2 protein-coding genes and 1 pseudogene are annotated in these 3,731 nt (G+C 38.5%); all 3 read left to right on the top strand.

What is annotated here, in order from left to right:
* A partial coding sequence (locus tag Q7P05_RS00415) for a manganese-dependent inorganic pyrophosphatase (protein ID WP_303930002.1) occupies nt 1-817 on the top strand: 817 nt, incomplete at its 5' end.
* A 104-nt stretch (nt 818-921) separates the two neighbouring features.
* Nucleotides 922-3,111 carry a DNA helicase PcrA gene (pcrA, locus tag Q7P05_RS00410; protein WP_303930001.1) on the top strand — a complete coding sequence of 730 codons (2,190 nt, stop codon included), beginning with the start codon at nt 922-924 and terminating at the stop codon, nt 3,109-3,111.
* Between the two features lie 81 nt (nt 3,112-3,192).
* Nucleotides 3,193-3,731: pseudogene (locus tag Q7P05_RS00405) on the top strand (NAD-dependent DNA ligase LigA); the annotation flags it as partial.

Below are 3,731 nucleotides of genomic sequence, written 5' to 3'. Positions count from 1 at the left end.
TGAAGCAAATAAAGAAACAACATACGTATTGAATCATTTTGGTTTTGAACACCCACAAATCGTTAAGAACTGGGAAGAGTTTGCTCCAGAAGGTGGCAACTTATATTTAACAGACCATAACGAATCCAAACAAATAATTGATGGTTATAAATCCATGAATATGTGTGGTGTTGTGGATCATCACCGCATTGGTGATTTCGAAACTGATGGTCCTGTATTTATGCGTTTAGAACCAGTAGGTTGCTCTAATACAATCATTACTAAATTGTACATGGAAAACAATCAAGAAATTCCTAAAACTATTGCTGGTTTGATGTTGTCCGCTATCATTTCTGATACTGTTTTATTCCGCTCTCCAACATGCACAGAAACAGATAAAGAAATGGCACATAAATTGGCGGAAATCGCTGGTGTAGATATCGAGTCCTATGGCCTTGATATGTTAAAAGCTGGTGCAGATATTTCTGATTTGACTAACGACGACATCGTTCGTACAGATATGAAAGAATTCTCCGAAGCAGGTAAAACAATTTCTATCGGTCAAATTTCTGTTATGGATACAACAGATGTATTGGCTAAACAAGCTGAACTTGTAGCTGCATTAGAGGCTCTTCGCAGCGCTAATAACTATGATGCATCTTACATCATGGTTACAAATATTCTTGATGAAAGTACTACATTGTTATTCAGCGGTGATGTAGAAGCTGTAGTAACAAAAGCATTCGAAAAAGAAGTAAAAGATAATGGCGTATTCTTGCCAAATACTATGTCTCGTAAAAAACAAATCGTACCACCAATTCTTGGTGCTATGAAATAGTATAGTAGTATACAAAGGGAAAAGAACGTTGCTTGCAACGTTCTTCTTCTCTATTTATATGATTATCAAACTATAGTATATGTAAGGGCGATAGGGGTGTTCCGATGAATTCATTATTAACAGGTTTAAATAAAGAGCAGCAACAAGCCGTTCAACATACGGAAGGCCCTTTATTGATTTTAGCTGGTGCTGGATCTGGTAAAACAAAGGTGTTAACCGTTCGCATTGCACATTTATTAGCTCAAGGTGTTAATCCATATGAAATCTTGGCGATTACATTTACCAACAAAGCGGCTAAGGAGATGAAAAGCCGTGTAGAAGGTCTTGTTGGGGATGTAGCCAATCGCATTTGGCTCAGCACATTTCATAGCTTCTGTGCGAAATTCTTGCGTTTTGAATTAAATAACTTCTTAGGTTATAACAGTAACTTTACAATCTACGATACATCTGACTCTCAAGCTGTTATTAAGGCTGCTTTAAAAGCATTAAACCTCGACGATAAATACTATCCTGTAGGTGCTATGATTGGTGCCATATCTGATGCAAAAAATAAATTGTTATTTGCCTCAGATTTTAGAAAGCAAGCAAGAGACTTTTACCAGCAAAAGGTTGCAGACGTCTACGAGTATTATGAACGGGAATTGCGTAAGAATAATGCTCTAGATTTTGATGATCTTTTATTGGTAGCTGTTAAATTATTGCAGTCCAATGAGGCTGTGTTAGATAAATATAGCAAGCGTTTTCGTTATGTTATGATCGACGAGTATCAAGATACGAACCATGCCCAATATTTATTGGCTAAATTATTAGCGTCTCATTGGAAAAACATTGCCGTTGTAGGTGATGCTGACCAAAGTATTTACGCTTGGCGTGGTGCAGATATTCAAAATATCCTAGACTTTGAAAAGGATTATCCGAACTGTACATCTATTAAGTTGGAGCAAAACTACCGTTCCACAAAGATTATCCTTGATGCAGCCAATGCGGTAATTGAAAATAATGAAGGTCGTCCAAAGAAAAACTTGTGGACAGACAAGACTGAAGGCGCTAAAATTCAGCATTTTACGGCGCAGTCTGAACATGAAGAAGCGGCTTTCATCGGCGATACTATTGCCAAAAAACACGATATTCATGGCGTACCTTATGGCGATATGGCTATTTTGTATCGTACAAATGCTCAATCTCGTGTACTTGAAGAAGCACTGATTAAACGAGCTTTGCCATATACGATGGTAGGGGGCACAAAGTTTTATGATCGTAAAGAAATTAAGGACGTTTTAGCTTACTTACGGGTACTATATAATCCATTCGATGATTTGAGCTTATTGCGTATCATCAATGTACCAAAGCGTAGTATTGGTGCAACTACAGTGGCAAAACTACAAGATTATGCTCGTGCAAACGGCACATCCTTGTTCATGACACTCACACAATTGCATCTAGTAGATACGATTAAAGGTAAAACGAAGGAAAAGTTAGAAGAGTTTGGCATCCTTATCTTCACTCTTGTAGCTGAAATGGAAGATAAAACGGTACTCGATATTTTAGAAGCTATTCTTGATAGAACAGGTTACTTGGCTCAGTTGGAAGAAAGTACAGATCCACAAGACCAGGCTCGCGCTGAGAATATCGGTGAACTTTTATCTGTAGCTAAAGACTTCCAAGATACTAATCCAACGGGTACTGTTGAGGATTTCTTAGAGCAAGTAGCCCTTGTTAATGATGTTGACTCCTTCGAGCAAGAAGAGTCTAAAGTGACATTAATGACATTACATGCTGCCAAAGGTTTGGAGTTCCCAATCGTATTCTTAGGAGGCTTGGAGGAAGGCTTATTCCCTCATAGTCGCACCTTGATGAACCCTGAGGAAATTGAAGAGGAACGCCGCCTTGCTTATGTAGGTATTACTCGTGCTGAAAAGGAATTATATATTTCTAATGCCACTACGCGTACCGTATTTGGACGCACTAGCAGCTATTTACCATCTCGTTTTATCGATGAAATTCCAGAAGAGTTAGTAGATGGTTTGCGTGCTAAGCGTAAAGTACCTGATGATATTAAGCGTCATGTTCCGCAACATATGAGTGTCACAAGCCGACCAGTTACAAAGCCAATCGTTCGCAATGAAGTAATTGCTGATTGGAAGATTGGCGATACTGCTATTCATAGTAAGTGGGGCAATGGTAAGGTTATTAACGTTGCCGGTGAAGGGGCTGGCATGAAGCTAACTATTGAATTCCCTACACAAGGTGTACGTGTGGTCATGGCTAAATTTGCACCTGTCAAAAAGGGATAAAACTTGTGTATGGCAGTTAACCTCTCTACCTTGCTTGTAAGGAACGTATAGAATGTTACTGTACAGTAAAAGGGATGTAATATGAATCCGAAAGATAGAATTAAAGAGTTACAACAAGAGCTAACTCATGCGCAGTATTTATACTACGTAAAAGATGCTCCTACTATGAGCGACTTTGAATATGATAAAAAATATCGTGAGCTTGTGGATTTAGAAACAGCTCATCCTGAATATATTGTGCCATCTTCTCCAACACAACGGGTCGGTATGAAGGTAGAAGGCTCTTTTGAAAAGGTCGTTCATGGACGTCCTATGTTAAGCCTCAGTAATGTATTTAATGCTGATGAAGTACGAGCATTTGGAAATCGTGTAGAAAAGGAACTTGGCCATAAGCCATCTTCGTATGTTGTAGAACTAAAAATCGATGGCTTAGCGGTTAATTTACACTATGAAAATGGTATGTTTGTCCGTGCTGTTACGCGTGGTGATGGTCGCGTTGGTGAAGATGTAACAGCTAATGTACGTACCATTAAATCTATTCCATTATTTTTAGATAATGCACCTGAGTTTATTGAAGTTCGCGGTGAAGCATATATGCCTCATAGTGAATTTAAACGTAT

Origin of the sequence: Veillonella dispar, assembly GCF_937975875.1 — a bacterium.
GTDB lineage: Bacteria > Bacillota > Negativicutes > Veillonellales > Veillonellaceae > Veillonella > Veillonella dispar_B.
Note: the sequence above shows the minus strand (reverse complement) of the source record. Positions and strands in the feature narration are given on the sequence as shown.

Excerpts from the sequence above, each read along its gene's own strand:
- pcrA (WP_303930001.1), top strand. The coding sequence starts at position 922 with ATGAATTCATTATTAACAGGTTTAAATAAAGAGCAGCAACAAGCCGTT.